Origin of the sequence: Actinomadura oligospora ATCC 43269 (genome assembly GCF_000518265.1) — a bacterium.
Classification (GTDB): domain Bacteria; phylum Actinomycetota; class Actinomycetes; order Streptosporangiales; family Streptosporangiaceae; genus Spirillospora; species Spirillospora oligospora.
On record NZ_JADG01000008.1, the window covers coordinates 123352 to 146893 of the forward strand.

General features: G+C 71.9%; 28 protein-coding genes and 1 pseudogene. 12 read left to right on the top strand and 17 right to left on the bottom strand.

Going from position 1 to position 23542, the window contains the following annotated elements; all coding sequences use genetic code 11:
* Nucleotides 1–3: 3 nt before the first annotated feature.
* The 7 genes and pseudogenes from P696_RS0112380 to P696_RS0112410 form a co-directional block, all read right to left on the bottom strand.
* A complete protein-coding gene (locus tag P696_RS0112380; RefSeq protein WP_026412590.1) occupies nt 4–570 on the bottom strand; it encodes a PadR family transcriptional regulator in 567 nt (188 codons plus the stop codon).
* Between the two features lie 51 nt (nt 571–621).
* Nucleotides 622–819: pseudogene (locus P696_RS57400) on the bottom strand (WD40 repeat domain-containing protein); the annotation flags it as partial.
* The gene (locus P696_RS58730; protein ID WP_051467420.1) at nt 732–2627 is read right to left on the bottom strand and encodes a WD40 repeat domain-containing serine/threonine protein kinase; all 1896 of its coding nucleotides are present in this window, start codon (nt 2625–2627) and stop codon (nt 732–734) included. The gene P696_RS58730 and the pseudogene P696_RS57400, both read right to left, overlap by 88 nt.
* A complete protein-coding gene (locus tag P696_RS0112395; RefSeq protein WP_026412591.1) occupies nt 2612–4663 on the bottom strand; it encodes a WD40 repeat domain-containing serine/threonine protein kinase in 2052 nt (683 codons plus the stop codon). Before P696_RS0112395 ends, P696_RS58730 begins: the two co-directional genes overlap by 16 nt.
* Before the next feature lie 151 nt (nt 4664–4814).
* Complete coding sequence (locus P696_RS45005; RefSeq protein ID WP_034484541.1) at nt 4815–6278, bottom strand: MDR family MFS transporter; 1464 nt, start codon at nt 6276–6278, stop codon at nt 4815–4817.
* Nucleotides 6279–6280: 2 nt separating this feature from the next.
* Complete coding sequence (locus P696_RS0112405; RefSeq protein ID WP_026412592.1) at nt 6281–6883, bottom strand: NADPH-dependent FMN reductase; 603 nt, start codon at nt 6881–6883, stop codon at nt 6281–6283.
* Between the two features lie 135 nt (nt 6884–7018).
* Nucleotides 7019–8182, bottom strand: a complete 1164-nt coding sequence (locus tag P696_RS0112410; RefSeq protein ID WP_026412593.1) for an FAD-dependent monooxygenase — start codon at nt 8180–8182, stop codon at nt 7019–7021.
* Nucleotides 8183–8266: 84 nt separating this feature from the next.
* On the opposite strand from P696_RS0112410, the gene P696_RS0112415 reads away from it, so the two are divergent.
* Both P696_RS0112415 and P696_RS0112420 read left to right on the top strand, forming a co-directional pair.
* Nucleotides 8267–8830 (top strand): TetR/AcrR family transcriptional regulator, encoded by a 564-nt coding sequence (locus P696_RS0112415; protein ID WP_026412594.1) that lies wholly within the window; start codon nt 8267–8269, stop codon nt 8828–8830.
* Between the two features lie 46 nt (nt 8831–8876).
* Entirely contained in the window at nt 8877–9368 is a 492-nt protein-coding gene (locus tag P696_RS0112420) for a DinB family protein (RefSeq protein ID WP_026412595.1), read from the top strand.
* Between the two features lie 33 nt (nt 9369–9401).
* Here the strand turns inward: P696_RS0112420 and P696_RS0112425 are convergent, their stop codons facing one another.
* The 4 genes from P696_RS0112425 to P696_RS45010 form a co-directional block, all read right to left on the bottom strand.
* Nucleotides 9402–9905 (bottom strand): DinB family protein, encoded by a 504-nt coding sequence (locus P696_RS0112425; RefSeq protein WP_034484547.1) that lies wholly within the window; start codon nt 9903–9905, stop codon nt 9402–9404.
* 215 nt (nt 9906–10120) lie between these two features.
* Complete coding sequence (locus tag P696_RS0112430) at nt 10121–10576, bottom strand: MaoC family dehydratase (RefSeq protein WP_026412597.1); 456 nt, start codon at nt 10574–10576, stop codon at nt 10121–10123.
* Between the two features lie 76 nt (nt 10577–10652).
* Nucleotides 10653–10952 carry an AzlD domain-containing protein gene (locus P696_RS0112435; RefSeq protein WP_026412598.1) on the bottom strand — a complete coding sequence of 100 codons (300 nt, stop codon included), beginning with the start codon at nt 10950–10952 and terminating at the stop codon, nt 10653–10655.
* Nucleotides 10949–11767, bottom strand: a complete 819-nt coding sequence (locus P696_RS45010) for an AzlC family ABC transporter permease (protein WP_084337449.1) — start codon at nt 11765–11767, stop codon at nt 10949–10951. The genes P696_RS0112435 and P696_RS45010 overlap by 4 nt, the downstream gene beginning before the upstream one ends.
* 66 nt (nt 11768–11833) lie before the next feature.
* Here P696_RS45010 and P696_RS0112445 point away from each other — a divergent pair, with 66 nt between their 5' ends.
* From P696_RS0112445 to P696_RS0112470, 6 genes are all read left to right on the top strand, one after another.
* Nucleotides 11834–12397, top strand: a complete 564-nt coding sequence (locus P696_RS0112445) for a helix-turn-helix domain-containing protein (RefSeq protein WP_026412599.1) — start codon at nt 11834–11836, stop codon at nt 12395–12397.
* Nucleotides 12398–12649: 252 nt separating this feature from the next.
* Nucleotides 12650–13561, top strand: a complete 912-nt coding sequence (locus tag P696_RS0112450) for a 2OG-Fe(II) oxygenase family protein (protein ID WP_026412600.1) — start codon at nt 12650–12652, stop codon at nt 13559–13561.
* A gap of 38 nt (nt 13562–13599) precedes the next feature.
* Nucleotides 13600–14178, top strand: coding sequence for a TetR/AcrR family transcriptional regulator (locus tag P696_RS0112455; protein ID WP_026412601.1), 579 nt, complete (start codon nt 13600–13602; stop codon nt 14176–14178).
* Nucleotides 14179–14238: 60 nt separating this feature from the next.
* Nucleotides 14239–15102, top strand: a complete 864-nt coding sequence (locus P696_RS0112460; RefSeq protein ID WP_026412602.1) for an NAD(P)-dependent oxidoreductase — start codon at nt 14239–14241, stop codon at nt 15100–15102.
* 44 nt (nt 15103–15146) lie between these two features.
* Entirely contained in the window at nt 15147–15407 is a 261-nt protein-coding gene (locus P696_RS45015) for a cell division protein SepF (RefSeq protein ID WP_051467424.1), read from the top strand.
* Nucleotides 15408–15495: 88 nt separating this feature from the next.
* Complete coding sequence (locus P696_RS0112470; RefSeq protein ID WP_026412603.1) at nt 15496–15717, top strand: hypothetical protein; 222 nt, start codon at nt 15496–15498, stop codon at nt 15715–15717.
* 11 nt (nt 15718–15728) lie between these two features.
* Here P696_RS0112470 and P696_RS0112475 read toward each other — a convergent pair whose 3' ends face one another.
* Both P696_RS0112475 and P696_RS0112480 read right to left on the bottom strand, forming a co-directional pair.
* Nucleotides 15729–15929 (bottom strand): DUF397 domain-containing protein, encoded by a 201-nt coding sequence (locus tag P696_RS0112475; RefSeq protein WP_026412604.1) that lies wholly within the window; start codon nt 15927–15929, stop codon nt 15729–15731.
* Between the two features lie 20 nt (nt 15930–15949).
* Nucleotides 15950–16783, bottom strand: coding sequence for a helix-turn-helix domain-containing protein (locus P696_RS0112480; protein WP_245627632.1), 834 nt, complete (start codon nt 16781–16783; stop codon nt 15950–15952).
* Nucleotides 16784–17090: 307 nt separating this feature from the next.
* On the opposite strand from P696_RS0112480, the gene P696_RS55810 reads away from it, so the two are divergent.
* Both P696_RS55810 and P696_RS45025 read left to right on the top strand, forming a co-directional pair.
* Entirely contained in the window at nt 17091–17612 is a 522-nt protein-coding gene (locus tag P696_RS55810; RefSeq protein WP_157429652.1) for a hypothetical protein, read from the top strand.
* A complete protein-coding gene (locus tag P696_RS45025) occupies nt 17602–18021 on the top strand; it encodes an ATP-binding protein (protein WP_051467426.1) in 420 nt (139 codons plus the stop codon). The genes P696_RS55810 and P696_RS45025 overlap by 11 nt, the downstream gene beginning before the upstream one ends.
* 51 nt (nt 18022–18072) lie before the next feature.
* Here P696_RS45025 and P696_RS0112495 read toward each other — a convergent pair whose 3' ends face one another.
* From P696_RS0112495 to P696_RS0112510, 4 genes are all read right to left on the bottom strand, one after another.
* On the bottom strand, nt 18073–18618 hold the full coding sequence (locus P696_RS0112495; RefSeq protein WP_026412606.1) for an EF-hand domain-containing protein: 546 nt from the start codon (nt 18616–18618) through the stop codon (nt 18073–18075).
* Between the two features lie 329 nt (nt 18619–18947).
* Nucleotides 18948–19454 carry a hypothetical protein gene (locus tag P696_RS0112500; RefSeq protein ID WP_026412607.1) on the bottom strand — a complete coding sequence of 169 codons (507 nt, stop codon included), beginning with the start codon at nt 19452–19454 and terminating at the stop codon, nt 18948–18950.
* A 92-nt stretch (nt 19455–19546) separates the two neighbouring features.
* On the bottom strand, nt 19547–20485 hold the full coding sequence (locus P696_RS0112505) for a M56 family metallopeptidase (RefSeq protein ID WP_026412608.1): 939 nt from the start codon (nt 20483–20485) through the stop codon (nt 19547–19549).
* On the bottom strand, nt 20482–20868 hold the full coding sequence (locus P696_RS0112510) for a BlaI/MecI/CopY family transcriptional regulator (protein WP_026412609.1): 387 nt from the start codon (nt 20866–20868) through the stop codon (nt 20482–20484). Before P696_RS0112510 ends, P696_RS0112505 begins: the two co-directional genes overlap by 4 nt.
* A gap of 211 nt (nt 20869–21079) precedes the next feature.
* On the opposite strand from P696_RS0112510, the gene P696_RS0112515 reads away from it, so the two are divergent.
* Together P696_RS0112515 and P696_RS0112520 are read left to right on the top strand one after the other, a co-directional pair.
* Complete coding sequence (locus P696_RS0112515) at nt 21080–22468, top strand: type I glutamate--ammonia ligase (protein WP_026412610.1); 1389 nt, start codon at nt 21080–21082, stop codon at nt 22466–22468.
* Between the two features lie 146 nt (nt 22469–22614).
* On the top strand, nt 22615–23301 hold the full coding sequence (locus P696_RS0112520; protein WP_157429653.1) for a hypothetical protein: 687 nt from the start codon (nt 22615–22617) through the stop codon (nt 23299–23301).
* The last annotated feature ends 241 nt before the right edge of the window (nt 23302–23542 follow it).

Below are 23542 nucleotides of genomic sequence, written 5' to 3' on the forward strand. Positions count from 1 at the left end.
TCCTCACTCCACTCGGGCGTCGCGGCGGCGGGCGAGGATCGCGAGGGTCCGCTCGCCCCACCGCAGGTTCTCGCGTTCGAGCTCCAGGCCGCGCATGAGCGTCAGGTAGGGGCCGACGCGCTCGGCCCCGGCGAGGTGCTCGTCCTCGGTGCGGCCGGCGAGCAGCCGCGCGCGCAGCCGCTCGAACCGCGCGATCTTGGCCTCGGCCCAGGTCATCCGCTCCCGGACGGCCTCCATCACGGCCTCGACGTCCCCGTCGTCCACGGCCTGGACCTTGACCATCAGCTCGTCCCGGATCGCGCCCGGACGCGGCGGCGCGGCGGTGAACTCGCGCAACGCGCGCCGCCCGGCCTCGGTCAGGGAGAACAGCCGCTTGTTGGGCCGCCGCTCCTGCTGGACGACCCGCGCCTCGATCAGCCCCTCCCCGGACATCCGCTCGAGCTCCCGGTAGAGCTGCTGGGGCGTCGCCATCCAGAAGTTGGCGACGCCCGCGTCGAAGTTCTTGGCCAGGTCGTACCCGGACGCCTCACCGTCCAGGAGGGAGGCCAGCACCGCGTTGCGCAGGGACATGCGTCTGATCGTACCCGGTGATTATTCAATTTGTTGAGTAGAACGGTGGTTCTAGTGGGCCGGGAAGGTCCAGAGCCTGGTGACGCCGCTCGCGCCGCCGCTGACGAGCGACTGGCCGTCCGGGGCGAAGGTCACGCACTCGACCTTCTTCGGATCGCCGCTCACGGACGCGAACTGCCGCCCGGTCGGGACGTGCCAGAGGCGCATCGTGCCGTCCTCCGCGCCGCTCGCGAGGATCGTGCCGTCCGGGCTGAACGCGACCGACGTGACCTCGCTCGTGTGGCCCTCCAGCTTCCGGGGGACGAGTCGTCCGCCGGGCCGAGGGAGATCGTGGAGTCGTAGCCGCTCGTGGTCGCGAGCGTCGCGCCGTCCGGGCTGATCGCCACGGCGGGGCTCCCGATCTCCCTCGCCAGGCTCGGGACGCCCAGGGACGCGCCCCTGACCGCTGTGTCGGTGACCCTCGTCCGCGTGATCTTCCCTCCGGCCACGCGCAGGACGTCCCGTCCGTCCTGGCTGAACAGCAGGCGGAAGGGATTGCCGCCCGCGGCGGGCGCGGACTTGACGATCTTCTTCGCCGCGACGTCCCAGACCTGGAGCGCGCCGTCGTCACCGGCGTAGGCGAGCAGCCGTCCGTCCGGGCCGAGGGCGACGGTCCGGGGGCGCGTCCCGGACGGCAGGCTGCTGATCACCTTGCCGGTCAGCGCGTCCCGCACATTGAACGGGCCGTTCCGGGTGCCGCCCGCCGCGATCCGCCCGTCCGCGCTGAGCGTCTGCGGACGCTCCCAGTCGTCGAACCCGAAGGCGGTGGACGTGCCCTTGCCCGTCGCGAGGTCCCAGTGCCAGATCTGGTCGAACGCCACGCCCGTGAGCTGCTTGCCGTTCGCGCTGTAGGCGAGCTGCAGCATGTCGATCGCCGTGTTCGGCAGCGTGACCGGGACGGGCACCCCGATCGGCGTCGCCGGGACGCCGCCCCCGCCCGCCGCGCCCTTCTCCGGCCAGAGCAGCACGGCCGCCGGAACGCCCACGACCGCGACGGCGGCAGCCGCCGCACCCCCGATCAGCAGCCCTCGCCGAGAGGGACGGGGAGTTTCCACAGGCTGCGTCGGCACCGCGCCGGGCTGCGGCACCGCGCCGGGCTGCGGCACCGCGCCGGGCTGCGGCACCGCGCCGGGCTGCGGCACCGCGCCGGGCTGCGGCACCGCGCCGGGCTGCGGCGTCGGAACGGCCGGAGGGCCGTGCGGCTCGGGGGCGGTCAGGCGTTCGAGGAGGTGCGGGACGGCCGGACGTGCCGCCGGGTCCTTCGCGACGCACGCGGCGACGATCTCCCGCAGGTCACCGGCCAGGCCGTCCAGGGTGGGCGGGCCGCTGGTGATGCGGTGGACGATCGCCGGAATGGTCGGCGCGTCGAACGGCCCGTGCCCGGTCGCGGCGTAGGTGAGCAGGCAGCCGAGCGAGAACACGTCGCCGGGCGGACCGGTCTCCTCGGCGCACACCTGCTCGGGCGACATGAACGAGAACGTCCCGACGACGACGCCCGCCGAGGTCAGGGACGTCGCGTCGGCGGCGCGCGCGATGCCGAAGTCGATGATCCGCGGCCCGTCCGGCGACATGATCACGTTGCCGGGCTTCAGGTCGCGGTGGACCAGCCCGCTGGCGTGGATCGCCGCCAGCCCCTCGGCCAGGCCCGCGCCGAGGCGGCGCACCTCGTGCGGTGGCATCGGCCCCTGCCGGACGATCACCTGCCGCAGTGACGGCCCCGGGACGAACGCGGTGACCATCCACGGCGACTCCGCGTCGGGATCGGCGTCCACGACCTGCGCGGTGTGGAACCCGCCGACCTTCCGCGCCGCCTCGATCTCGCGCGCGAACCGCGACCGGAACTGCGCGTCCGTCGCGAACTCGGCCCGGATCAGCTTCACCGCGACGCGCCGTCCGCCCGGCGAGACGCCGAGGAACACCTCGCCCATGCCGCCCGCGCCGAGCCGTCCCTCCAGCCGGTACTGGCCGACCTCGCGCGGATCGTCGGGGCGCAGCGGCTGCATCAGCGGGCCTTCCACAGGTAGACGTTGGTGTCGGAGGTCGATCCCGAGCCGGAGCCCGCCGCGATGAGCGAGCCGTCCGGGCTGACCTTCACCGACTCGATCGCGGACGCCGGGCCGGTCAGCGTCCCGGCCGGGGCGCGGGTCGCGAGGTCGAACAGCCGGACGGTCCGGTCGGTGTTCCCGACGACGAGCCTGCGGCCGTCCGGGGTGAACGCGAGGCCGTGGATCACGCCGCCGCCGACGGTGATCGTCGCGGTCGTCCGTCCGGCCGGGTAGTCCCAGATGCGGACGATCCCCTCGTTTCCGGCGCTCACGAGCGTCCGTCCGTCGGGGTGGAACGCGAGCGCGCGGACGCTGTCCTTGTGCCCGGCGAGCGTGCCGGTGCGCCGCCCGGTCGCCGGGTCGTACAGCAGGACGCTGCTGCCGGGCGCCTTCTTGTAGAAGCCGTCGGTGACGGCCGCGACGGTCCGTCCGTTCGGGCTGAACGCGACGTCGTCGACGCCCGCGTTCCCGCTGCCGGTGAGCGTGCGCAGCTTGCGTCCGCTCGCCGCGTCCCAGATGCGGATGTCGGGGTTGCAGCCCGCGAGGAAACGCCCGTCCGGGCTGTACGCGAGCCCGCTCACGCCGAACTGGTCGGTGCGGAGGGTGTGCTTGGGCGAGCCGGTCCCCGCGTCCCACAGCCGGACGGTCCCGTCGAGCGCCGAGCTGGCCACGGTCCGCCCGTCCGGGCTGAAGGCGACGCCGAGCACGCTGGAGGTGTGCCCGCGCAGCGTCTGGACGGAGCGCCTGCCCGCGACGTCCCAGATCATGACGGTCGAGTCGTCGCTGCCGCTGACCAGGTACCGTCCGTCCGGGCTGAACGCGATGCTCCGGACGCCCTGCGTGTGCCCGCTGAGCGTGCCGGACGGCGCGGTGAAGGACGCGAGGCGCGGCGTCCGGTTGTCCGTCTTCGCCTTCTTCGTGTCGCCCTCGCCGTCGCCGCCGCCGAGCAGCAGCGCCGCCGGGATGCCGAGCGCCGCAGCCGCGACGACCGCGCCGCCCCCGATCAGCAGCCCCCGCCTCCGCACGTCCACCGGCCTCGGCAAGGAGGGAACGGGCGGCGACGGTGCGAAGGGCGGCGGCGGGACGTACGCGCGCGTCGCGACCATCGTCGCCGCCGGTTGCGTCGCGCCTTCCTCAGCGACGGGCACGGCCGCGTCCGCGGGCGTGGTGAGGAGGGCGGCCAGGCTCGGCTTCGGGAGCGCGCCCGCGTCCGGATCGGTGAGATGCGCGAGCACCTGCCCGACGGTCGGACGCGCCGCCGGGTCCTTCGCGAGGCAGACCGGGATCAGCGCGCGCAGCGGCTCCGGGACGCCGTCCACCTCGGGCGCGTCGTTGAGGACGCGGTGCACGATCGCCGGGATGCTCTCGGCGTCGAACGGCCCCTTCCCGGTCGCCGCGAACGCGAGCAGGCAGCCCAGCGAGAACACGTCGGCGGGCGGCCCGGCGGGCCCGGCGAGCACCTGCTCGGGCGCCATGAACGCGTACGTGCCGACGACCACGCCGTGCGAGGTCAGGGACGTCGCGTCGGCGGCCCGCGCGACGCCGAAGTCGATGATCCGCGGGCCGTCCGCCGCCATGATCACGTTCTCCGGCTTGAGGTCGCGGTGGACCAGGCCGTGGGCGTGGATCGCGGCCAGGCCCTCGGCGAGCCCGGCGGCGAGCGCCCGCAGGTCGTCCCGGTCCAGCGGGCCCCGCTCGGCCACCACCCGGCGCAGCGACGGGCCGGGGATGTACGCGGTGGCCAGCCACGGTTCCGGCGCGTCCGGATCGGCGTCCACGACCTGCGCGGTGTGGAACCCGCCGACCATCCGCGCCGACTCGATCTCGCGCGCGAAGCGGCGGCGGTAGCGCGGATCCTCGGCGTGCGCGGCCTCGATGACCTTCACCGCGACGCGCCGTCCGCCGGGCGAGACGCCGAGGAACACGCGGCCCATCCCGCCCGAGCCGAGGCGCGATTCCAGCCGGTAGGGTCCGATCTGCCGGGGGTCACCGGGCCGCAGGGCTTCCACGGGGATGTTCTAGCAGACGAAGTTGTCCTTTAGGTGCGATATGTGACGGACCCCATCCGGTCCGTAGGCCGCCCCTACGCGGCACGAGATCGCCGGGTTCCGGACGTCGGTCGTCTTCGAGCACATCCGGAACCCGGTCCTCGAACCCCTGTCATGACGAATGTTTCCCGGGCGAGCGGCGGTGGATCAGGAAAGCGGGCAGGAGCGCGGCCACGACCAGTGTCAGCGGCAGCAGGTAGGTGAGCTGGAAGGCGTGCGCGAGGGTCGCCGCGGCGGACGCGCGGGCGGCCTCGGTCATGCCGTGGATGGCCTGGATCCCGCCGTCCGGCAAGCGGGACGACAGCAGCGCGGTGACCGAGGCCGTCCCGACCGCTGCCATGGTGGTCGTCACCAGGTTGACAGTGGTGCTCGCGGCGGGCGCCTGGTCATGCGAGACGCCCTTGGTCGCGGCCGTCATCGCGGGCATGATCGTCGCACCGCCGCCCGCGCCGATCAGCATCGTCGCCCCGGCGATGCCCCAGTACGAGCCGTCCGCGGTGAGCTGGACTGCCATCAGCACGAACCCGGACGCGGAGACGGCGATCGACACCGGCACGATCCGTCCGGGGCCGACCCGGTCCGCCAGCCGCCCGGCGACCTGCATCGCCACCCCCGACGCGAACGCGCCCGGCATCGCCAGCAGCCCCGCGACCTGCGCGGACTCGCCGCGCACCAGCTGGAAGTACAGCGGCGCGAGGATCAGCGTGCCGAAGTACCCGCAGCAGAACACCGCCATCGTGACGGTCGCGGCGGAGAACGTCCGGGACCGGAAGAGCCGCAGGTCGATGAGCGGATGCGCGGCGAACCGCGCCCGCACCGCGAACGCCGCCGCCAGCGCCAGCCCGACCGCGATCCACACCAGCGGCACCGCGCCGGACGCGCCGTCCCCGAACCGGGTCACGCCGTAGATCAGCGCGGCGAGACCGGGGGAGAGCAGCAGCAGCCCCGGGACGTCCAGCGCACGCCGCACGCCGGGCGCGTCCGCCGGGAACAGCCGTCCCGCCAGCAGCAGGATCGCCAGCCCGACCGGCAGGTTGATGAAGAACATCCAGCGCCACGACACCTGGTCGATCAGCCAGCCGCCGAGCGCGGGCCCGGCGAGCGGCCCGACGAGGATCGCCAGGCCGTTGGTGCCCATCAGCTTGCCGAGTTCCTCGGGCTTCGCCGCGCGGATCAGGATGGTCATCCCGGCGGGCATCACCAGCCCGCCCGCCAGGCCCTGCACCACCCGGAACGCGATCATCGACGGGACGTCCCAGGCCAGCCCGGCCAGCACGGACCCGAGCGCGAAGCCCGCGACCGCCGTCAGGTACAGCCGTTTCGCCCCGAACCGTCCGACCGCCCACGCCGCCGTCGGCACCATCGCGCCGAGCGCGAGCGAGTACCCGGTGGCGATCCACTGGATCGTCGCGAGCGACGCGTCGAACGTCTGCGACAGCCGGTTGATCGCGACGTTCACGACCGTGGTGTCCAGCGAGACCATCACCCCGCCGAGCACCAGGACCAGCGCGATCGTCATCGGCTTCGGCGCGCGCGACGCCGTGGCGGCGCCGCTCCGCGCGATCGTGGCCGCCATCGTCACGCCACCTCGTACGGACGGACGGCGCGGGCGTCGCGCAGCGCGCTCCCCCACCAGCCGAGCTGGTCCAGCATCTGGTCCGCGGCGGCCCGCGCGTGCGGGCAGGCGGCGTCGAAGGTCGTCCACGGGTTGTGCATGCTGACCACGTTCCGGACGGTCGTCGCGTGCAGCTCGGCGAACACCTGGCGCAGGTGCTCCACCGCGCGCAGCCCGCCCGACATCCCCCCGTACGACACGAACGCGACGGGCTTGGCCAGCCACTGCGTCCGGTGCGCGTCGATGAACTCCTTCAGCCCGCCCGGGTAGCTGTGGTTGTACTCGGGCGTCACGACCACGAACGCGTCCGCGCGCTCCAGCGTCGCGCCCGCCTCGGCGAACGCCCGCGCCGCCTCGCCCGCCGGGAGCCGCCCGTCCTCGGACGCCGTCGTCTCGGCGAGGTCGATGACCTCGGTCTCCATGTCGTCCCGGGCCCGCGCGACCTCGGTGAACCACTCGGCGATCGTCGGCCCGTACCGTCCGCGCCGGGTGCTGCCGATGATCGCCGCGACCCGCAACGGCGGAGCCGGTGACGGTGACGGGGCCGTGTCAGGGGTCTCGCTCATGGTGGTGCTCCAGGGGTAGCGCGCCCCGCCGGTCGGGACGACGCGCTCCACTCTGGGACCTCAACATTGGTTGAGGTCAACCGCCGTCCAGGTGATGGCCGTCTCACCCGGTCACCACGGCCCCCGGCGACCGTGTCACCGTGTTGCCGACGACCGCGTCACCGTGTCGCCCGGCGGCGTCCAGTCGAAGACCGAGTCGCCCTGCCGCAGCAGCGCCGTCGGGCCGAGCAGGCCCATCGCGCGGATCGCCGCGTCCCGCGCCGCGACGACGAGTGGACCGCTCATCCTCGTCAGCCGCGCGATCCCCGCCGACCGTTTCACGATCGCGGACGTCCTCGTCAGCCGCGCCCGCGTGTACGCGGGAAGCCCGCCGCCGCCGGTCATCTCGTGCGCGAGGACGATGGCGTCCTCGACGGCCTGGCACGCGCCCTGCCCGAGGTTCGGCGTCATCGGATGCGCCGCGTCGCCGAGCAGCGCGACCCTGCCCCGGTGCATCGCGGGCAGCGGCCGCGTCAGGTGGAAGACGTCGTTGCGCAGGATCGGCCCGGCCCTCCCGACCAGCTCAGGGATCGGCGCGTGCCAGGTCCCGAAGAGCCGTGTGAGCTCGGCCTTCTCCCCGTCCGGCGCGGACGCGCCCGCGGGCGCGACGGCCGTCATGTAGCAGTACACGCGGTTCCCGGCGAGTGGCATGACCCCGAAGACCAGCCCGCGGCCCCAGGTCTCGGACGGCGTCGGAGGCTCGTCGGCGTCCACGACGAACCGCCACGCCGTCAGGCCCGCGTACCGGGGCCCGGGATGGTCCGGGAACGCGGTCGCGCGGGTCGCCGAGTGGATGCCGTCCGCCGCCACGACCAGGTCGGCCCGCCGCTCCCGGCCGTCGCCCGTCCGGACGATCCCGACCTCCGGATCGACGCCGGTCACGGACGTGCCGAGCAGGGTCTCGGCCCGGTCCAGCCGCGCGGCGAGCAGGTCCACGAGCGCGGACCGCATCAGCAGGACGGTCGGGTCGCCGTACCGGGCGGCGGCGGCCTCCGCGCTCGTCCGGCTGAGCCAGGCCCCGCCCGCCCTCCGTATCCCGGCGTCCCCCTGGAACGCCGCCAGTTCCCGCACCGGATCGCCGAGCCCGAGCGTGTCCAGGGCGCGCAGCGCGTTCGGCCCGAGCGCCATGCCCGCGCCGACCGGGTCCAGCGAGGGCGCGCGCTCGACCAGCGTGACCTCCCACCCCTTGTCCATGAGCGCCACCGCCGAGGTCAGCCCGCCGATGCCGCCGCCCACCACGATCGCCGTACGCGTGGCCATGCCCGCCTCCCGAACACTACGCCTGTAGTTCGTCTCCTGTGGGCACTGTAGCCCGGGGGTCACTACACCGGTAGTTTGGGGGGGGTGACATCACGAGCCGAGCTGGTCGCCGACGCCGCCATCGCCCTGCTGGTCGACCGGGGCATGCGCGGCCTCACCCACCGCGCCGTGGACGAGGCGGCCGGGCTCGCCCCGGGCTCGACCTCCAACATCGCCCGGACCCGGCTCGCGCTCCTCGAACTCACCCTCACCCGGCTCACCGAACTGGACGACGCGGCCCTGCTCGCCGACCTGGCCGTCCCCCCGAGCCTCACCCGCGACGAGCTGACCGAGATCGTCGCGCACGCCCTGAACGTCCAGCTCACCAGCGCCCGCCGCCGCGCGCTCGCCCGCTACGAACTCGCCCTCGAGGCCAATCGCCGCCCCGAACTCCGCGAGATCTACGGCCGTGCCGGACGACGCTTCCGCGAACCGCTCATCGCCCTCGTCGCCGCCGCGGGCTCCCCCGATCCCGCCCGCCACGCCCGGCGCCTGGTCGCCTTCCACGAGGGCGTCCTCTTCGACGCGCTGGCGGGCGCGGGCGACGTGCCGTCCCTCACCGACCTCCGCCTCGCCACGGCCGACTTCCTGAGGGGCATCCTCCCCTGACCGTCCTCCGTCGGGGCCGCGCAGACCCCGCGACTAGGCTGGACGAGTGGATCGAACCGGTGCGGGGCAGGACGAGCGGACCATGCTCGCCGCCGTCCTCGAAGGCCAGCGCGACGCGCTCGCGATGATGTGCGCGGGCCTGAGCGACACGCAGATGGCGACGGCCTCCGTGGACCCGTCGACGCTCACGCTCGCCGGTCTCGTCGGTCACATGGCCGAGGTCGAACGCGCCTGGTTCCGCCGCGTCTTCGCAGGTGAGGACGTGCCTCTGCGTTGGTCCCGGTTCCCGGGCGACGACTTCGGCTTCGACGGCCCGGCCGAGGCCGCCTACGACGCCTGGTACGAGGAGTGCGCGCGCTCCCGCGAGCTCGTGGCCACCGCGCCCGGCCTGGACGCGACGGGCCGCCACCCCCGGCGCGGCGAGGTCTCGCTGCGCTGGATCCTCTGCCACATGATCGAGGAGTACGCCCGCCACAACGGCCACGCCGAGGCCCTGCGCGCGGGAATCGACGACGTCCCCGTCCCCGCGACCCACTGACCCTGCAAGCACCAAAGCCCGGGCGGCCGGGCGCTATTCGCCGGTGACGCCGTCGATGCGTTCGCGCAGCAGGTCGGCGTGCCCGTTGTGCCGCGCGTACTCCTCGATCATGTGCGTGACGATCCAGCGCAGCGCGTACGTGTCGCCCTTCCACTCGGCGCGCTCGTCCAGGTCGTGGGCGGCGACGATGGCGCGCGAGTTCTCGCACTCGGCGCGCCACACCGCGAACGCCTCGTCCGGGTCGGCGTCATCGACGAGAAAGTCGGCCATCTCGCCGTTCACCCGCGGCCAGTAACCGCCGTTTTCCTCGCCGCAGACCACGTGCCGGAACCAGCTGCGTTCGACCTCGGCCATGTGCCGGACGAGCCCGAGCAGCGAGAGCCCGGAGGGCGCGAGTTCCTTGCGCCGCAACTGACCAGCGTCCAGCCCCTCGCACTTCAACGCGAGCGTGGCGCGCTGCCAGTCGAGGAACCCGGCCAGCGTGGCGCGCTCGTCCGCGGTGTGCGGGGGCTCGATCCGCTCCTTCGGTTCGGTCACCCCCGGGACGCTAGCGCACCGCTGACCGGCCACTACCCGTGCAGCCTGGGCTAGGGCGTGGCTCAAAGCCACCTGCCCTACTGCGCGACGCCCAGGCACGCACCTCGCGGGGTTGTCGTCGGTCGACGGCCAAACCCGGGCCGACTCCCTCCTCCGCCCCCACGATGCACGCACCCGGACGCCGCTCGCCACGGGCGCCAACTTTGAGACACCCCCTAGGGGACGAAGAGGGAGAGTGTCTCGGCGACGCAGGCGGCGCGCCGCTCGCCCTCGACCTCGACGGTCACCTTGATCGTCGCGAGCCTCCCGGCCGGGGAGTTCTTGATGTCGACCAGTTCCGCGCCGCCGCGGATCCTCGAGTCCACCCGCACCGGCGCCGGGAAGCGCACCCGGTTCAGCCCGACGTTGACGGCCATGGACAGCCCCTCGATCTGGAAGATCTCCGGAACGAGCGCGCTGACCAGCGACAACGTGAGGAAGCCGTGGGCGATCGTCGAGCCGAACGGGCCCTCCTTCGCCGCCCGCTCGGGGTCCACGTGGATCCACTGCCGGTCGTCGGTCGCCTCGGCGAACAGGTCGATCTGCTTCTGCTCCACCGTCCGCCACGGGCTGTATCCCAGATGCTCGCCCTTGGCGGCGGTGAACTCGTCCACACTCGCGAAACGCCTCATGGGACGATCCTTGGCCGTCCGCCCGACCTGCGGCAATGCGGCACCCGACAAACCCGTGCCACTCCCTCTTGTCCCCTCACAGCAGGCGCAGCACGGCCGTCGTCGCCGCGGCGGCCAGGACGGTCGCCATGAACGGGGCCTTGCGCCAGGCCAGGACGCCTCCGACCAGCACCCCGGCGGGACGCGCGGCGTCCGCGGCCCCGTCGCCCTCGGTCAGCGCGGTCACCGCGACCAGCGCGGTCAGCAGCACGACGGCGGACGCGTCGAGCAGCTTCTCGGCTCCGGGCGGGAACGTGATCCGCGTCCGCAGCAGCGGCCCGGCCAGGCGGATCAGGTACGTCCCGGCAGCGAGCGCGAGCATCGCAACGACGATCATGCTTGCCCCCGCTCACCCATGCCCGCACCAGCCCGACCACGCCCCTCGCGCTCGACCACGCCCGCTGGCCCCTGCCGCTCCTGCTCAGCCACGCCCGCTGATCCCTGCGGTTCTTGCTCGACCACGCCCGTTGGTCCCTGCTCGGCCGTGGGCGCTTCCGTCCGCAAACCGCGGTTGAGCAGGGGAAGCGCGGCGAGTGCTGCGAGGCTGGCCAGGAGGGGGAGTCCGACGGGGAGGACCGGGACGCACGCGACTGCGATGACGGCGCCGAGCAGCGCCGGACGGCGGGCCCGCGTGTCCCGCAGCGACGGCAGGATCAGCGCGAGGATCACCGCCGGGAACATCGCGTCCAGCCCGAACGTGTTCGGATCGCTGACCGCCGAGCCGAGGCCCGCGCCGAGCAGCGCCCCGAGCGGCCAGCACAGCAGGATTCCGAAACCGCACGTCCAGTAGGAGCGCGCCGCGTCCTTGCGGGTGAGCGCGAACACGACCGACTCGTCGTTCATCAGGTGGACGCCGAGCCAGCGCCGCCAGCCGCCCCCGAGGACGTCCGGCAGGGCCAGCCCGTACGGCAGGTGCCGCGAGTTGACCAGCAGCCCGGCGAGCACCGCCGCGATCGGCGAGCCGCCCGCGCCGACGATCCCGACGAACAGGAACTCCGACGATCCGGCGAGGACGAGCGTCCCCATCACCACCGGGAACCAGAACGGCAGCCCGGACGCGACCGCGATCGCGCCGTAGGACACCGAGGTGACGCCCACGGCCAGGCACACCAGCGCGATGTCCCGGTCGACTGTTCTCCATATCGAACGCACGTAGTCCAAAATGAACGATTCGCGCGTGTTCGTCAAATCGAACCTTGTTCTCTAAGATGAACGCCCATGAGCGAGCCGCCCGCCCGTCCGCCGATGGAGTTCATCGCCGCAGCGCTGCGCCGCGAACGCGCCCGCGCCGGCCTGTCGCTGACCGAGGTCGCGCGCCGCGCCGGGGTCGCCAAGTCGACGCTGTCCCAGCTCGAGTCGGGCGCGGGCAATCCCAGCGTGGAGACGCTGTGGGCGCTCGCCGTCGCGCTGGACGTCCCGTTCGCGCAGCTCGTCGCGCAGCCCGTCCCCCGGGTCACGGTGATCCGGGCGGGCGAGGGGCCGACGCTGGCCGCCGACCGCGCCGACTACCAGGCGACCGTCCTCGCGTCCTGCCCGCCCGGCGCGCGCCGGGACATCTACCAGATCACCGCCGAGCCCGGCGCGCCCCGCACGTCCGACCCGCACATGCCCGGCGTCGTCGAACACGTCGTGATCAGCACCGGCCGCGCCCTCGTCGGCCTCCTGGACGAGCCCGTCGAGCTCGCCCCCGGCGACTACATCGCCTACCCGGGCGACCTCCCGCACACCTTCCAGGCCCTGGAGCCCGGAACCCGCGCCACGCTCATCTCCGAACACACCTGACGTCCCGGCGGCCGATTTCGGTTACGGAAATGGCGAAACCGATTACGAATGGTCAATCGAGGCCGTCCGGAAAACCCCTGCCGGTCGGGACCTAACGCCCCCGCACGCCGCCTGCCACCAGGCCCGTTCGCGCAGCTCAGGCCGCTACTGACCTGATCTGGTCATTTCCCGGCCGCAGAGCAGAAAATCGTCGGGACCTGAGTCACTATTCGTCCGGAACGATGGTGAACGGGGGCAAGGGGGCGTATTGCGGTGACTTCTGTATTCTCCAACGCCGCGCTGGACGACGACACCCGGCGGGGGCTGATCTTCCAGGGCGAGCTGTTCGTCCACTCGGCCACTCCGGCGTCGCGGGCGCTGGTCGGGTTCGCCCGCGAGCTGGTCGCCGAGGCGTTCGGCGACCGCGATCCGGAGACGGCGCAGCACGAGATGGAGGTCGGCGCGTTCGCCGCCCTGCTCGCCGACCTCAAACCCCGGTTCATCCACCACCCGCGCTGCCGGGTCCTGCTGCCCGCGCTGCTCGAGGAGATGGGCTGCGACCCGTCCCGGACCTACTTCGACGTGCCCCGGCTGCGCACCTCGACGTCCGACGACTACCTCACGACCGGCATCTCCTACGCCTTCCACCCGCACCGGGACTGCTGGTACTCCGCGCCGTTCAACCAGGTCAACTGGTGGATTCCGGTCTTCGGCATCGTCCCCGAGAACGCGATGGCCTTCCATCCCCGCTACTTCGACCGGCCGGTCAGGAACGGCAGCGCGCGCTACGACTACGCCGAATGGAACCGGACGAGCCGCCAGTCCGCCGCGAGCCACATCGGCACCGACACCCGCGACCAGCCGAAACCCGAGGAGCCGGTCGAGCTCGACCCGCAGATCCGGATCGTCCCCGAGGCGGGCGGCCTGCTGATCTTCTCCGGCGCGCAGTTCCACTCGACCGTCCCGAACACCTCCGGCCGGACGCGCTTCAGCATCGACTTCCGCACCGTCCACCTGGACGACGTCCGCGCCCACCGCGGCGCGCCGAACGTCGACGCCGCCTGCACCGGGACCACCCTGCGCGACTTCGTCCGCGCCACCGACTTCGAGCGCATGCCCGAGGACCTGGCCGTCGACTACGAGAAGCGCGCCCACGACAACCCGCTCCGTCCCGCCTCCGCCTAACTTGACCATTCATTCCAGAATCGGCTAGCGTCCCGGCCATGGGACGCAGCAGGGAGTTCGACACCGAGGCCGTGGTCGAGAGCGCCGTGGAGGTCTTCTGGCGCCTCGGCTACGAGGCCACGTCGATCCAGGACCTCGTCGCCGCCACCGGCCTCGGCCGCGGGTCGCTCTACGCCGCGTTCGGCAGCAAGGACGGCCTGTACGAGGCCGCGCTGAAGCAGTACGCGCAGCGCTCCGGCGCGGCCATGGCCGCACGCCTGGACCGGGACGAACCGGTCCGCGTCGTCCTGCGCGACCTGCTGCTCCACCTGGTCGACGACACCGTGGACGACCCAGACCGGCGGGGCTGCCTCATCACCAACAGCGCGGTAGAGCGCCTGCCGCGCGACCGCGCCGCGGCGCGCGTCGTCGGCTTCTCCCTGGACGGCAACGCCGAGGCCATCGCCCTGGTCCTGCGGCGCGCCCGCGAACGCGGCGACCTGCGCCCGGACGCCGACGTCACCGCGATCGCCGACTTCTTCGTCACGACGATCCAGGGACTGCGCGTCCAGGGCAAGGCGGGCGCCGACCGCCGCCGCCTCACCTCCGTCGTCGACACCGCCTTGGCCGTCCTCTGACCCGCCGCGTTTTGGCATGCCCTTTTTGTGTAACGAACAGTCAAGAATGGAGTCGTACCGATGACGACCGCAGCCCTCCTCGGCACCGGGATCATGGGCGCCGCGATGGCCCCGAACCTCACCCGCGCCGGCATCGACCTGACCGTCTGGAACCGCACCCGCGCCAAGGCCGAGCCGCTCGCCGGGCACGGCGCGACCGTCGTGGACACGCCCGCCGAGGCCGTCCGGGACGCCGACGTGATCATCACGATGCTGACCGAGGGCGACGCCGCCCTCGCCGCGATGAGGGCCGCCGCCCCCGCCCTGCGCCCCGGCCAGATCTGGGCCCAGATGAGCACCGTCGGCGCGGACTCGGTCGGTCCGCTCGCCGCGTTCGCCGCCGAGCACGGCCTGACCTTCGTGGACGCCCCCGTCCAGGGCACCCGCCAGCCCGCAGAGCAGGGCGAACTCGTCATCCTCGCCGCCGGTCCCGAGCAGGCCCGCGCCGCCCTCGCGCCCCTGTTCGACGCCGTCGGCAGCAAGACCGTCTGGCTGGACGAGGACGGCGCGTCCGGCGCGGGCACGCGGCTGAAGCTCGCCGCCGTCGCCTACGGCATCACGCTGACCTCGATCGCCGCCGAGTCCCTCGCGCTCACCAAGGCGCTCGGCCTCGACCCGGCCCTGTTCGGCGAGATCGTCACCGGCGGCCCGCTCGACAGCCCCTACCTCCAGGCCAAGCTCCAGGCCGTCCTGACCGGCGACTACACGCCGAGCTTCACCGTCCGGAACGGCGAGAAGGACATGCGCCTCATCACCGAGGCCGCCGCGTCCGCCAACGTCCGTCTCGACATGGCCGAGGCCGCCCGCGCGCGGTTCCGCCGCGCCATCGAGCAGGGCCACGGCGACCTCGACATCGCCGCCACCTACCACGCGAGCTTCTCCTGATCGCGGCTTGACGTGTCGCGGGGCTCGGGGAGACTGGCGGGGTGATGGTCAAGACGCTGCGGCCCCGCGACTACAACGAGGCCCTGCATGTCGGGCACTTCTTCCGCAACAAGCGTGTGCCCGTGGTGATGGACCTGAACGACCTCCCGCCCGACGTCGCCCGCCAGTTCGTCGACTTCGCCGCGGGCATGGTCTTCGGCCGCGGCGGCGACATGGAACGCCTCGAGTCCAGGGTCTTCCTCCTCGTCCCCGGCGGCATCAGCCGCCACACGGTCGTCCTCCCCCACGACCTGACCCCACACTGAGATCTCACGCCGGGAGCACCCAGCGGTCTCATCACCACAACCCACATGAAGACTGGCGGCACGCTTCCGGCGGGACGATGATGGCCACATGGGCCTGTTGCTGGCTTTCGTCGCGAGTTACGCCGGACTGCTCCTGTTCGGCGTGTTGTACGACAGACGCAGCCGCCGCCTGGGACACCGCGTGCGCGACACCGAGAGACTCCTGGTGGCCTTCCGCAACAACCGCCGCGACATCAAAGCCTGGGAACGAGGCTCAGCAGGCAACCTGGGCCAAGACATCTCCTGGATGTCCCACAGACGCCGCACCTAGGGCCGCCCGCCCTACAGCCCGAACTCGCCACCCTTGATCCGGACGGCCAACGCCCGCGCCTCCACAGGCGAGAAGACCAGCGCAGGACCGTCAGCGTCCTTGGAGTCGCGGACACGGACCGACGTTGTGGTGCGGGCGAGCTCAACACACTCGCCCTGCTGAGTGCTACGGCTGCTCTTACGCCAGACGAGACGGGGGTTGTCGCTGGTCATGGCATCGAACCTTCCGTTCCTCACGCCGACCGCGCGGACATCTCGTCCGCAATCCATACGATCATCTCACGCGACTCTTCGGGGCTCAGGGCGCGCGCACGCAGGTGGTTGAAGATGTCGGTGTACTCCTCGACATGTGTGGGTTCCTCAAGATAGAGGCCGCCCGTACGGGATTGGACGTACACAACGTCGGGATCCTGGGATTCGGGAAAGCCCAGGATGGTGAACGGGCCGTCCATCGCTGGATGCGCGCCCGCAGTGAACGTCAGCACCTGGACGATGACCGAGCCGGTTGGCGACGCCATCTCAGCAAGGTGGCGCAGTTGCTCGGACATGACGTCTGGGCCGCCGACCTCACGCCGGATGGCGGCTTCACTGAGGATGATCCAGAGCTTGGGCGCGTCCGGACGGGTGAGTCGCTCCTGCCGCTTCAGCCGAAGTCTGACCCGCCGGTCGAGTTCCTCGTCGGACGGTGAACCGATCTCCTCGGCCGTCAGACCGCGCATGTAGCGCTCGGTTTGGAGCAGGCCGAAGATCGCCTCGGGCTGGTAGGAGCTGATCGCGGACGCCTCTTCTTCCAGCCCGATGTAGAACTTGAACCAGTCGGGGATGACCGCGCCGAAACGGGACCACCAACCCCGCCGCCGCGCCTGCTTGGCGACCATGACCCACATGTCCTTCTCGGCACCGTCGACGCCGTAGAGGTCGAGCATCGCGGCCACGACCATCGCGGGCGCGGACGCCGTCGCGTTCTCGAACCGAGTGATCGTGGATGGCGCGACCCCCACATGCTCGGCCACCTCCTCGCGCGTGTGGCCCGTCGCCTTCCTGAGTTTGCTCAGTTCGCCCGCCAAGCGGCGGCGACGAACCGTGGGGCTTGTCCGAGTCGACACGTTTCACTCCCTTGTGGCGGTCTTCGTCAGCCAGATTGCACGGGCCAATTCGCACTAGTGCAACGAAGAAGGTTTACAGAGCGCAGTCTGACAGGCACACTCTGAGTTTAGTGACGCGCGCCACACGTGTCCGGAAGAAGCGTGAAGCCAGATCCGCACCTTGGCTGTCTCGGCTTCATGACCAGGAGAAAAAGAGCCGCCGTGTGGCCGGGTGCAGGAGTCCAGGCCCGCCCGGCCACACGGCTTCACCCCCACTCGGGAGGCGAGGATGAGCATACGCGGACCGGTCACTTTCCAGGCGGCGACCGTCCCACGCGGCGAGGTTCAGGACGACTCCGTGCATGCGGCCGTCGGACGGATCGCCGCGCGGTATCCGCAGGTCGTCGCGTGGTACGGCAGGAGCACGGGCCACTGGTGGGCCGTGGTCGGGGACCGGCTTCTGGAGGCGTGCACGCCCTGGGAGCTCGAAGCCGCCATCCACCGGACGACGTCGCCGCCGGTCGCAAGACCCGCGATCGACAGGGCGATGTCGACGCCGGTCGCGGACGCAGCACTCGGCCGGGTTGCGTCGTCGTTCGCGGACGCCGCAGTCGGACGGCCCGCGTCGTCGTTCGCGGGGGCGGGCGTTGACGGGGCGGCGTTGCCGCTGGTCGCGGGCGTCCCGGGTCTGAGGTCGTCCGGCGGCGGGTTCTGCGGGTGCGGCTGCATGCAGGAGGACGCCCGGCCTGGCCTCATCGGACGGATCGCCGGGCGGCTGCACCTCTCGGACGGAGGCCGGGATGCCGCCTGAGCGCGTGGACACGCGCGGCGGCCTGCCGTGCCTCGGAACCAAGGAGTTCGCGTCCGAACCCGACCAGGCGAGCCGGGCCCGCGCGTGGGTGTCCGAGGCGCTCGGGCCGAACCATCCCGCCCACGAGGACTGTGAGTTGCTGGTGTCGGAGGTCTTCACCAACGCCGTCCGGTACGGCGACGGCGACACTGTCGAGGTCAGCGCGTACGCCGATGACCATCGCGTCCGCGTCGAGGTCGTGGACGCGGGCGGCGACACGCTCCCGCACCTCGTGGACGACCCGGACGGCGAGACCGGCCGAGGCCTCGTCATCATCCGGGCCCTGACCGACACCTGGGGATGCCGCAAACTCCCCGACGGACGCCTGAACGTCTGGTTCGTCCTCGAACCCGAACCGAACGCGTCCTAGGGAGACGGCCCCGGCGGCACACCCTGCCGTCGGGGCTTCCTGGCCCTGTGGTCAGATGCGGCCGAAGAGGTGGTTGGCGGGGGCGTTGGGGTCGTCGCCGTAGAAGAACTCGACGACGGCGTCGTGGTACTCCGGACGTCCCAACGTGCCCGACCCGTCCGCGTCGAGCAGGCCGAAGACGTGGGCGCAGTCGGTGTCCGGGACCCGCATCCCCGCCCCGAAGACCTGGCTGAACTCGTCCAGCGAGATCACGCCGTCGCGGTCGGTGTCGCCGAGGTCGAAGATGAGGTCGGCGACCCACTTGATCTGCTCGGCGTACCGGGACCGGTCGGTGAGCGCGGCGTGGAACCCCTCGGTCATCTCGGCGACGTCCACCGCCTCGTCGCCGTCCACGTCGTACGGAGCGATGATCTCCGTCCAGAACCGGTCCATCGACTCGTTGAGCTGCCGGGCGTGCGGCGAGTTCGGCGGGATCCCCTTCGCCTCCACGGCCCGTTCGGCGATCCGGACCATGTCCTCGCGGCTGAGGACCCCGTCCCCGTCCATGTCGGCGCCCTGGAACCACTGCTGGTACTTGCGCGTGCGCAGATCACTCATGCACTCGACCATATGCAAACAGTCATGATCTGATGACTAAGAGTAGTCAAATGAAGGGTCAGATCCCCAGATCTGAGGACGCGTCAGGAACGGCGGACACCTGAGGTTCCGCAACAGACCAGACCCGCCGTGGCGCAGACGTCCTCGGCGGGCGCGGTCGGTGACCCCGACGAACGGCAGCGATGGGGGACGGGGCGCCCCTGCGCCTCGTCCCCCATCGGTCAGGACGCGTCGGTGCCCCGAGGTCGCAAGGCGGCCGTTGCCTCCCGCCTCACTCCGACGCCGACCGCCTGCGGCCGATCACCGCAGGCGCTCGCGCGCGGCGCTGGTCACCAGCCGTTGTCGCCGTCTTCGCCGCCGTCCCCGCCGTCGGAGAAGTCGTTGTACTCGATGTTGGTTACCTCGTACTCGATGTTCGTGACCTCCTGGATCACCTGCTGCGGCTCGTCGTCGTCCAGCATCTCGTTGATGAGCGCGCCGCCGACCAGGCCCGCCGCGCCGGCAGCCGCGACGCCGCCCCAACCGGGACCGCGACGCCGTTCGTGCTGGTCATGGTGGTCGTAGTGGTGGTGGTCGTCGTACACAGGCTGTGCATAGCCGGGCGCCGGGTAGCCGGGCTGCGGATGTCCCGCGGCCGGGTATCCCTGCTGCGGCGCGGGATATCCCGGCTGGCCCGCGGCGTATCCGGGCTGGCCGGACGCCATCTGCTGCTGGTGCACGGCCCAGCGCTGCGCGCACGCGGGACAGGCGGTCACGTTGCGCGCCGCGCCCCACTGCGGCGTCCACAGGATGGCCTGGACGCCCGGACCGTGCGCCGCGTCGAAGAAACACGTCATGGAGGGAACTCCCCGGATCGAGTTATCTGCGACAAGTGTCGTAGATCATCCGAAGATGATCAAGCCGATCCGATCGGTCCAGTTCGTGTCGGTCAGATGAAGGGCAGCCCGAACGCCTGGTCCAGCTGGAACGCGGCGGCGGCGAACGGCCCGGTCGTCAGGCTGCTGCCCAGCAGCGCCATCGGACCGGTCACCGGATTCCGCGCCGGCGGCGCGGCCAGCAGCGCCCGAACCCGCTCGACCGTCTGCGACTCCGCGAACCCCGGAAGATCGCGCCCGACCCCACGCCCCCACCCGGCATCCCGCGCCGCCGCACCCGCCGTGCCCGCCGCACCCGCAGCACTCGTCGTGCTCGCCAGGGCGACCTTCGCGATCGTCCGCGCGACCAGAACACGATCGCCCACCGCGTCCGCCGTCTCCTCGTCCGCCCAGCGCTCTACCGCCAGCCGCAACCGCCGATCCAGCGGCCGAAGGAACGGCAGGACCGCCCTGCTCAACGCCCCGACCAGCAGATACCGGTGATGAGCGTGCCGCAGATGGGTCTCCTCGTGGCGGAAGACGATCGCCAGCTCGGGCCCGCTCAGCCTCCGGAGCAGCCCCCGCGACACCAGCACCCCGCCGTCACGCCACCCCGGGACGGCCATCGCCACCGGCTCGTCGCACTCGAGCACTCCCCGGCTCAGCCGCCGCGCCTCCCGCGTCCCCGAAACACTCCGCCGGACGACCCGTCCCACCACAACGCACGCGAACACGAACACAGCCACGGCCAAGACACCGAACATCGACGGAACCGGCGAGTCGTCCCCGAACAACATCCACTCGGGCAGCCGGTCGGCGGCGTCCGGAGCCAGTGTGGCCCCGTAGTTCACCGCGACGAACAGGGCCGTCCCGACGACCGACGTCGTCGCGCTCGCCGCGACCGTCGCCAGGATCCGCGCCGTCCAGACCGGATGCAGTGGCACGCGCGCCCACCCGAGCAGGATCGCGGGCGGCAGCGTCACCGCGACCGGCAGGAAAGTGAACAGGTTCACGGATGCTCCCCGCCCTTGCCCGACAACGACGGCGGCAGATCGTCCAGGACGACCCGGAGCATCCGCGCCTGCTCCCCGCTCAACGTCTCGACGAACCGGCTCAGAACGTACTGCTGGTCACTGGCCAGCCGCAGATGCTCGTGCATGCGCCCGGCGACGACGTCCGCCTCGTCCACCGCGAGCCGGTACTCGTACTGACGCCCGACCCGGACGCGCTGCACCATCCCCTTGTCGAGCAGCCGGTTCAGGATCGTGTTCACCGTCGACCGCGTCGGCGCGCCGATCATGCGCTCGCACAGGTCCACGGTGCTGATGTAGGCGCCCGCGGCGGCCAGGACGGCCAGAACCTCGGCCTCCAGCCGCCCGAGAGGACGTCGTGCCACTCCACACCCCTCTCCGACCAGAGCCCGGGCCCGAAACGGCCGGGCGGAACCGACCGAATTCTGCACCCCACCACCCGCGGACACGAGCCCATCGACCGACACTCACGTCAGGTGATCAAGTCACCCCGCCGAGTGCCCGACGCTTAGACGGCCCACGCCTCGGATACATATCGTAACGATTAGCTACATAAGGTGGTCAGGGAGGACTGCCATGGACCTCGACGATCGCACTCTGCAAGGCGCGCGCGCCGCCGCCGCGGCCACCCGGCTGGCCGACCAGGACGTCATCGCCGTGATCCTGGTCTGGGTCGACACCAGCGGCATCGCCCGCGTCAAGGCCGTCCCGCTGGCCCGCCTCGAACACGCCGCGACCTGGGGCGTCGGCGTCCCGCCCGGCCTGGACGCCTTCCTCCTCGACGACTCGGTCGTCACCGGACGCTACGCGGGCGGCGCGCCCGTCGGAGACCTCCGCCTCCACCCCGACCTGGACCGCCTCGTCCCCCTGGCCGCCCTCCCCGGCTGGGCCCTCGCCCCCGCGGACCGCTACGCCCAGGACGGCGCCGTCCACCCCCTCGACTCCCGCTCCCTGCTCCGCCGCGAGATGGCCCGCCTCTCCTCCCAGGGCTGGTCGGCCCGCGCCGCCTTCGAAATGGAATGGGCCGTCTCCAAGAAGGGCTGGGGGGACGACTTCACCCCCGCCTGCAACGGCCCCGCCTACGGAATGACCCGCGTCAGCGAACTCTCCGACTACCTCCGCGACGTCCTCCTCGCCCTCGAAGGCTCCGGTGTCGCGGTCGAGCAGATCCACCCCGAATACGCCCCAGGCCAGTACGAACTCACCGTCGCCGCCGAGGACCCACTGGGCGCCGCCGACACCGCCGTCCTCGTCCGCGAGACCGTCCGCGCGACTTCTTTGCGCCACGGCCTGGTCGCGTCCTTCTCACCCAAGACCGAACTCGCGTCCCTCGGCAACGGCGGCCACGTCCACCTCAGCCTCTGGCGCCGCGACACCGACACCAACGCCATGGCCGGAGGGGACGGCCCGTCCGGCATGACCCCGTCCGGCGAGGCGTTCGCCGCCGGAATCCTGCGACACCTCCCCGCGCTCCTCGCGATCGGCGCCCCGTCCATGGCCAGCTACCTGCGCCTCGTCCCGTCCGGACGCGCCGGCGCCTACGCCTGCTGGGGCCCGGAGAACCGCGAGGCCGCCCTCCGCTTCATCACCGGCGCCCACGGCGAACAGCACCGGGCCGCCAACCTCGAGGTGAAGTGCTTCGACCCGTCCGCCAACCCCTACCTCGCCCTCGCCGCCCTCCTGGCCGCCGGACGAGCCGGACTCGACACCCGCGCCACCCTCCCCGCCCCGGTGACCACCGACCCCGCCGCCCTCCCCACCCAGGAGCGCGATCACGCCGGCATCACCCCCCTGCCGACGACCCTGAGCGAGTCCGTCGAGGCATTCGAAGCCGACCCCGTTCTCCGCCAGGCCCTGGGCGACGCCGTCATCGACACCGTCTCAGTCGTCCGCCGAGGCGAGATCGCCCTCCTGGACGACGCCACCCCCGAACAAATAACCGCCACAACCCGCTGGCGCCACTGATCCCGGCACCGCCAGGCTCCCCACACAACCACCCACGCCGCGCCCCCAGCCCGCGTCGGACGGCCTGCTCCGGCCAGCGTCACCGTTGTGGTCGGTGATCGCCCTAAGCGATCATCGACCACGATCCCCCCATGCAAAGGAATTCGATGAACCGTCCCCGAATGACGACCGCGTCCTCCCTCACCGCGATCATCGCCGTCACCCTGACCGTCACCGTCCCCGGTACGGCACAGGCCACCACGGCCAAACCCCCGGTCACCAAGACCGTCCACAACTGGTCCCACCTCGCCTACAAGGGCCCGAAGGGCTCCTACTACCGGCTCAGCAGCGGAGCCGACATCCGCCTCGCACCGAAGTTCGCCCAGGCCGGCTGGGGCAAGCGCGAGGCCCGGGGCATCAAGGGCGTCAAGAACGGCACGCTGTCCGGCAGGGACGTCCTCGTGGACGGCATCGACTACGACAACTACTCCGGCGCCTGGAAGAAGACCCGCCTCGACGCCGACACCGTCCGCATCTGGAGGCAGCACGCCGACCCCGCCTACGTGAAGTCGGTCTTCCTGCGCGCCCACGGATGGAAGCGCGTCAGCGCCCACCACCTGCGCATCAAGGGCTCGATGGCCAAGCTCGCCCCCTACGCGTCCTGGGACCTCCACTACGCCCAGCACATGCTCGACGGCAGCGGCATCAAGACCCTGACGATCGACCTCTACACCGACTCACGAGGCCGCCTCTCCAAGCTCCTCTTCACCGGCCGCTCCGCATCCGCGACCCTCAAAGCCGAAGACGGCTGGAACGCCTACAACACCCCAGTCAAGATCGTCGCCCCCCACTGACCAAGCACCCCGGAGATACTCAGGGCCGCCGCCGACTTGCTGGGGGCCATGACCATGTCGCTCGTTCTGAGCATCCAGGGCAAGCAGTGTCTACGAATCGTTCTGACGCCGCGGCTCCGCACGTCGGAGTCGTTGTGTTCCTGTGGACGGTACCCCTCAGTCGGCTGACAGACGCCCTGGCCTGCCGCTGTCATCGCCGCCGTGCTCGAAGTCGCCCTCTAGAGCTGGCACGGCGGCTCAG

Excerpts from the sequence above, each read along its gene's own strand:
- P696_RS0112380 (WP_026412590.1), bottom strand. The coding sequence starts at position 570 with ATGTCCCTGCGCAACGCGGTGCTGGCCTCCCTCCTGGACGGTGAGGCG.
- P696_RS45025 (WP_051467426.1), top strand. The coding sequence starts at position 17,602 with ATGCCGCCTGAGCGCGTGGACACGCGCGGCGGCCTGCCGTGCCTCGGA.
- P696_RS0112435 (WP_026412598.1), bottom strand. The coding sequence starts at position 10,952 with ATGATCGTCGTTGCGATGCTCGCGCTCGCTGCCGGGACGTACCTGATC.
- P696_RS0112515 (WP_026412610.1), top strand. The coding sequence starts at position 21,080 with ATGGACCTCGACGATCGCACTCTGCAAGGCGCGCGCGCCGCCGCCGCG.
- P696_RS0112500 (WP_026412607.1), bottom strand. The coding sequence starts at position 19,454 with ATGACGTGTTTCTTCGACGCGGCGCACGGTCCGGGCGTCCAGGCCATC.
- P696_RS0112475 (WP_026412604.1), bottom strand. The coding sequence starts at position 15,929 with ATGACCAGCGACAACCCCCGTCTCGTCTGGCGTAAGAGCAGCCGTAGC.
- P696_RS0112430 (WP_026412597.1), bottom strand. The coding sequence starts at position 10,576 with ATGAGGCGTTTCGCGAGTGTGGACGAGTTCACCGCCGCCAAGGGCGAG.
- P696_RS0112520 (WP_157429653.1), top strand. The coding sequence starts at position 22,615 with ATGAACCGTCCCCGAATGACGACCGCGTCCTCCCTCACCGCGATCATC.
- P696_RS0112470 (WP_026412603.1), top strand. The coding sequence starts at position 15,496 with ATGGGCCTGTTGCTGGCTTTCGTCGCGAGTTACGCCGGACTGCTCCTG.
- P696_RS0112410 (WP_026412593.1), bottom strand. The coding sequence starts at position 8,182 with ATGGCCACGCGTACGGCGATCGTGGTGGGCGGCGGCATCGGCGGGCTG.
- P696_RS55810 (WP_157429652.1), top strand. The coding sequence starts at position 17,091 with ATGAGCATACGCGGACCGGTCACTTTCCAGGCGGCGACCGTCCCACGC.
- P696_RS45015 (WP_051467424.1), top strand. The coding sequence starts at position 15,147 with ATGGTCAAGACGCTGCGGCCCCGCGACTACAACGAGGCCCTGCATGTC.
- P696_RS0112405 (WP_026412592.1), bottom strand. The coding sequence starts at position 6,883 with ATGAGCGAGACCCCTGACACGGCCCCGTCACCGTCACCGGCTCCGCCG.
- P696_RS0112455 (WP_026412601.1), top strand. The coding sequence starts at position 13,600 with ATGGGACGCAGCAGGGAGTTCGACACCGAGGCCGTGGTCGAGAGCGCC.
- P696_RS45005 (WP_034484541.1), bottom strand. The coding sequence starts at position 6,278 with ATGGCGGCCACGATCGCGCGGAGCGGCGCCGCCACGGCGTCGCGCGCG.
- P696_RS0112445 (WP_026412599.1), top strand. The coding sequence starts at position 11,834 with ATGAGCGAGCCGCCCGCCCGTCCGCCGATGGAGTTCATCGCCGCAGCG.
- P696_RS0112495 (WP_026412606.1), bottom strand. The coding sequence starts at position 18,618 with ATGAGTGATCTGCGCACGCGCAAGTACCAGCAGTGGTTCCAGGGCGCC.
- P696_RS0112460 (WP_026412602.1), top strand. The coding sequence starts at position 14,239 with ATGACGACCGCAGCCCTCCTCGGCACCGGGATCATGGGCGCCGCGATG.